Source organism: Mesorhizobium sp. M7A.F.Ca.CA.002.09.1.1, assembly GCF_003998555.1.
In the GTDB taxonomy this organism is placed as follows: domain Bacteria; phylum Pseudomonadota; class Alphaproteobacteria; order Rhizobiales; family Rhizobiaceae; genus Mesorhizobium; species Mesorhizobium ciceri.
This window is the reverse complement of sequence record NZ_RZRR01000322.1, coordinates 1-5,574: the sequence shown is the minus strand read 5'-3', so window position 1 is coordinate 5,574 and position 5,574 is coordinate 1. Positions and strand designations below refer to the sequence as shown.

4 protein-coding genes and 1 pseudogene are annotated in these 5,574 nt (G+C 61.4%); 3 read left to right on the top strand and 2 right to left on the bottom strand.

What is annotated here, in order from left to right:
- A pseudogene (locus EN994_RS36130) lies at positions 1–83 on the bottom strand (HAD family hydrolase); the annotation flags it as partial.
- Positions 84–248: 165 nt separating this feature from the next.
- On the opposite strand from EN994_RS36130, the gene EN994_RS15790 reads away from it, so the two are divergent.
- The 3 genes from EN994_RS15790 to EN994_RS15780 all read left to right on the top strand — a co-directional run bounded on the left by EN994_RS15790 (position 249) and on the right by EN994_RS15780 (position 4,754).
- On the top strand, positions 249–1,118 hold the full coding sequence (locus EN994_RS15790; RefSeq protein ID WP_013529017.1) for a transglutaminase family protein: 870 nt from the start codon (positions 249–251) through the stop codon (positions 1,116–1,118).
- A 524-nt stretch (positions 1,119–1,642) separates the two neighbouring features.
- Positions 1,643–3,121 carry a pilus assembly protein gene (locus tag EN994_RS15785; RefSeq protein WP_063169462.1) on the top strand — a complete coding sequence of 493 codons (1,479 nt, stop codon included), beginning with the start codon at positions 1,643–1,645 and terminating at the stop codon, positions 3,119–3,121.
- Between the two features lie 364 nt (positions 3,122–3,485).
- Positions 3,486–4,754 (top strand): cyclopropane-fatty-acyl-phospholipid synthase family protein, encoded by a 1,269-nt coding sequence (locus EN994_RS15780; protein WP_063169461.1) that lies wholly within the window; start codon positions 3,486–3,488, stop codon positions 4,752–4,754.
- Position 4,755: 1 nt separating this feature from the next.
- Here EN994_RS15780 and EN994_RS15775 read toward each other — a convergent pair whose 3' ends face one another.
- On the bottom strand, positions 4,756–5,499 hold the full coding sequence (locus tag EN994_RS15775) for an MOSC domain-containing protein (protein ID WP_063169460.1): 744 nt from the start codon (positions 5,497–5,499) through the stop codon (positions 4,756–4,758).
- Positions 5,500–5,574 lie beyond the last annotated feature (75 nt).

Genomic DNA, 5,574 nt, shown 5'->3' with positions numbered 1-5,574 from the left:
ACCCGTTCCGCCGAGGCGATGGAATTGATGAGCGTGCCGTCCATGGCGAAGAGGAAGGCCGCGAATTTTCTGCTTGAATACATGAGTTTCCTTGAGTGCGGGGAGCGCTGGTGGGGTTGCCGAACCTAACGTCTCGACCGCGGCAGGGGAAGACACGGGGTGGGCTTTTCGATCGGCCCAGGGAACCACGGTATCCTCCGGGCGTTTGGGAAGGACTGCTTCTCACAAGATCGAAGGGGGGACCAACGATGCTGATCCGGCTCGGCTATGAAATCGCCATCGAATGCGTAGCCGCCACGCCGGTGATTTCAGTGCTCGAGATCCATCGGGACAGGCAGGCTGATATCAAGCGGCAGACGCGGGTGCTGACCTCGCCCGCGGTGCCGACAAGGCTGTACCACGATCTGCATGGCAATGCCTGCCGGCGCTTCACAGCGCCCGCCGGTGGTTTTCGCATCCTGTACGACGCGGTCGTCGAGGACAGCGGCGAGACGGACGAGGTAAACACGCTGGCCAGGGAAGTGCCGGTGGCGGACCTGCCGGACGAAGTTCTCGGTTATCTCCTGGGCAGCCGCTATTGCGAGACGGATCATCTGAGCAGCCTGGCCTGGCAGCTCTTCGGCGACATTCCGTCCGGCTGGGCGCGCGTGCAGGCGATCGTCGACTATGTCCACAACCGGCTGTCGTTCGGCTATGGCTATGCGCGCTCGACCCGCACGGCGGCTCAGGCGCATGAGGAACGCGTCGGGGTCTGCCGCGACTTCGCTCATCTGGCGATCACGCTTTGCCGCTGCATGAATATTCCGGCACGCTATGTGAACGGCTATCTCGGTGATATCGGCGTGCCAGCCGATCCGGCACCGATGGACTTTTCGGCGTGGCTGGAAGTGTTCCTCGACGGCAAATGGTACACGTTCGATCCTCGCCACAACACGCCAAGAATCGGCCGCATCGTCATCGCCCGCGGCCGCGACGCCACCGACGTGCCGCTGCTGCATAGTTTCGGCGCCCACCGGCTCAGCCTGTTCAAGGTATGGACCTATGAACAGGAAGGCAATCTGTTCAACCCGCCCTACCACGGTATCGACAGGACCGTCGGCGCACAGATGCTGGCCTAACGGTATGTCGATTCAGGTGAGGCCGGTCTGCAAATGACGGCTTTCTGCGCTTCCGGTGCTCACGGACCAAATGTCCGCTCCGCTCCGGTTCTCGAAAGCCATCATTTTCGACCTGGCCTGACCTGAATCTCAACACCCCCTTGAGGCGCGGCCAAAAGCGGCCCTGGTTTTCAAACGTGATGGCGCTTTGGTCTTTCGACGGCCGGAGGCGTTGGATCCGATCATTTCGCGCCCTGCAGTCTCGGGACAACTGGCCCGCTTCGGCACACGGACCCTGTCCCGCAACAGGACGTCATCGGGATTCCGTGATTGCTTCGTCTTGAGCATGGTAACCGGCTCGTAAACGCAGCCGCGGCCGCGCTTTTCTGTTTACCAGTCATTCACCTTTGCGGAGCTTGAAGCCGAACAAAAACAATGATTTGGCGGCAAGCGGCCGGCCTTCTGCCAGCCAGCGGCGTCATCCGGCGGGAATCCTGCATTGCCCTGTCCGCGGCGACGAGGCCGAGGCGAATGGAGGCTGTAGGATGCGGAATTACGGGGGTCTTGTTCACGCGATCGGCGGGTTCGCCAGGGATCGCGGTGGAAATTTCGCAATCCTGTTCGGCCTCAGCGCCTCGGTCTTGGCGCTGGCTGTTGGCTTCTCGGTCAACGTATCGCAGCTCTACAATGCCAGATCGAGCCTCCAAGGCGTCGTCGACGCCGCGGTCACATCGACGGCACGCGACCTAACGACCGGCGCCATCAAGGAAGCCGATGCCAACAAATCGGTGCAGGCCTTTCTCGACGCCAACAGCCAGGCAGGCATTCTGCAGGCCGACCAGATCGTACTCGACAGGCTGATCGTCAACAGGACCGCCAAGACGGTCCAGGCTGACGCCCATGTCGATGTCGGGCTGTATTTCCCGATTTTTGGCACGGGCGACATGAAACGCGTCGCCGCCTCCACGACGGCGCTCTATTCGGACAAGACCGTCGAAGTGGCGATGATGCTCGACATAACGGGGTCGATGGCCAAGCGCGGCAAGGTCGACAAAATCGGCGATCTGAAAACAGCTGCAAAAAACGCCGTCCAGACGATGCTGCAGAAACAGGATCCGCAGAACCCCCGCATCCGCGTCGCGATTGTGCCTTATGCATCTGGCGTCAACGCCGGCAAGCTGGCGGAAAACGTCTATGCCGAAAAACAAGCCAGCACTGAGCTCCCACCCGTCGCCGGCAGTCCGCTTCTCGTCGCCAAGACGGGCAAAAATCTGCTGCCGTCCTTCAGCGACTACATCTCCATTGTCGGCGCGGCGATGCCACGCCCCGACAATTGCGCCACCGAGCGCAAGGACAAGAACGGCAACGCGGATATGAGCGCCGACGGCCCGGATACTGTCCGCACCGACGGGAACGGCAAGAAATACTATGCTCTGGTCAACCGGGACGATCATCTCGGTGACGGGGACATGAACAGGTGCCCTGATGCGAAAGTGATCCCGCTGACCGCCGATTCCGATGCCTTGCTTGAATCGATCGAGGACTTCCGGGCCAATGGGTTTACGGCCGGCGCGATCGCCATTCAGTGGACCTATTATATGCTGTCGCCGCAATGGCGCACTGCGATCAGGAATGCCGGTCTTGGCAAGGGTGCCTCGGATGCCGATCCGAAGAAGATCGCCAAGGTCGCGATCCTGATGACCGATGGCCAGTTCAATACGGCCTTCGCCGGTGCTGGGGACAGCTACAACAGGCAGGGCACCCTTGCGCGCGGCAACGCCGAAACGCTGTGCGACAACATGAAAAACGACGGCATCGAGATTTTCACCATCGGCTTCGATCTGGACGACAAGGATATGTCGACAACCGAGCGGGACCAGGCAAAGGCGGTGCTGAAGGATTGTTCGTCGAAGGATACCTCCGCCGCCAAGAGGCATTTCTTCGACGTGTCCACCGGAGCCGAATTGGACGACGCCTTTCAGGAAATCATTCGCAACACCGAAAAGATCGCATTGACCCAGTAGTCTGGTCCGCAAACGGAAAAGGCCGCCGCTTCTTTCGAAGCCGGCGGCCTTCCGTGTTTCCGTCCGTGGCGCGGCCCATGGCGATGACCTATCAGGTCAGCCGCCGCGCATTTCGCGCCTTAACGGGAAGACTGCTTCCCGAAAGTGCAATCCGCTGAGGCCACGTTCTGGAAAACGAAATCACTCGACATCGGATCACCTCCTTTCGATTTGTTGAACACATACTCATGATGGGGTGCATTGCAGCAAAAGACAAGGTGCAGGTCTGAAATTAACCAAGGGGCGGGCCTGGTGCGGGCCGGCTTGCGATTGCCAGGCCGACCGGGCAAACTTCTGCCCCTGAGCCAGCATTCGGAGGAATCGCATGGAGGCAGCCGAAAAGGCCGCTCGCATCGTTCGAACGGTGATCGAAACATTGAAGCCGGGTTTTGCGGTCAGGCTGTGGACCGGGGAGCGGATAGGCCCCGCCACTGGTCCGGTGCTCACCATCAACGACCAGGACATCGTCTGGCAGATCGTGAAGCGACCGTCCCTGTCGACGCTGATCGAGATGTGGATTTCCAAGACCATCGACATCGAAGACGGGACGATCTTCGATTTTTATGCCCTGCCGTCGCAAGGCAAGCTCAGAACCAAGCTCAAGTCGCTGCCGAAAATGGCGATCCTGCGCGACCTGCCTTCCGTGCTTTTGGCACGCAAGCAGATGAGCGCGCGGACCGATCTGTCGGGGCGCAATCCCTATGTCAGCGGTTCGAGCCAGGAGGCGATCCAGCATCACTATGACATCTCGAACGCCTTCTACCGGCTCTTTCTCGACGAGCGCATGGTCTATAGCTGCGGCTACTTCAAGGATTTCGCCAATGGCATCGACGAGGCCCAGGTCGACAAGCTCGACCACATCTGCCGCAAGCTCCGGCTGAAACCGGGCGAACGACTGCTCGACATCGGCTGCGGCTGGGGCGCCATGCTGATCCATGCGGCAAAGAACTACGGCGTCGTCGGCCACGGTGTGTCGCTGTCGCAGGCGCAGACCGAGCTGGCCCGCGAACGCATTCGCGCCGAGGGGCTGGAGGACCGCATCACCATCGAGATCAAATCCTATGCGGAACTCACCGGCAGCTTCGACAAGATCTCGTCGATCGGCATGTTCGAACATCTCGGGCTCGCCAACCATGCGACTTATTTCAAGACCATTCATCGCCTGCTGAAGCCGGGCGGCATCTATCTGCACCACGCCATCACCCGGCGCAGCAAGGGCGACATCAAGAAGACCTTGCGCAAGGGGCCGGAGTTCAAGGCGCTGCTCAAATATATCTTTCCCGGCGGCGAACTCGACACCATCGGCATGACAACAGGCAATCTCGAGGCGCATGGTTTTCTCGTCTACGATGTCGAGAACCTGCGCGAGCACTATGCCCGCACCTGCAGGCTGTGGGCCGAGCGGCTGCAGGCCCGCTTCGATGAGGCAATCGCCGAGGTGGGCGAGGCCAGGGCGCGGCTATGGCTGCTTTACCTGACGGGCTGTTCGATCACCTTCGAGCGCGCATCGGCACAGATTTTCCAGACCGTCGTGACCAAGCGCGCGCGCGGTCCAAGCGGCCTGCCGCCGACACGGGCGGATCTGTATCGATAGCTTACAGGAAGCGCATCGCGTCGCCGACTTCGACGCGCGCCGGCCTGTCGACCGTGCAATAGACGCCGAGATTATGGGCGTTGTGACGGACCAGGTTGCGCAGGATCGCCGGATCATGGTCGAAGCCATCCTGGGCGACAATGGTGAAACCGCAGCGGCGGCAGGGTTCCGAGATGGTCAGCAGGAGATCGCCGACGGCAAGCTTGCGGCCGATCCATTCCGTTTCGGGAAACGAGCCTTCGATGGCCGCCATGTCGACAACGATGTTGGGGCGGAAGCGGCGCGGGTCGGCGACCCCTTCCGGGTGCAATGCTTTCAGGCGTGCCAGCGAAGCCGTGGTCAATAGATGAATCGGCGCCTTGCGGTAGCGCTCCGCGGTCAGCGGGCCGGAATAGTCAGGCCCGGCATTCTCGCGGCGAAACGGACGGAGCGAGGCCTCGAAGCCGAGATAGGCCGACACCGCGCGGTCGCTCTCGATGCTTGGCGCGGCCAGCCAGTCGCCCTCGGGAACGGCAATCTCGAGTTCCAGGGTCGGCGACAGCCGGGTGCGGATGCGCGGCACCTTGTGCCATTTCGCGTCGCGGTCCGGTCGTGCGATCTCGTTGTCGGACACGTCGACAAGGCCGAACAGGCGGTCGCCGTCGATGCTCTCGACGTCGACCGAGATTGTTTTCAGGCGCTCGCCGGCAAGCGAACTCGCCGGATAGCGCCAGAGTTCGCTGACAGTGCCCAGCGCGGCCTGCATCAGCTCTTCTTGTTCTGCCGGTTGGCGACCAGATCATCGACGACGGCCGGGTCGGCCAGCGTCGAGGTGTCACCC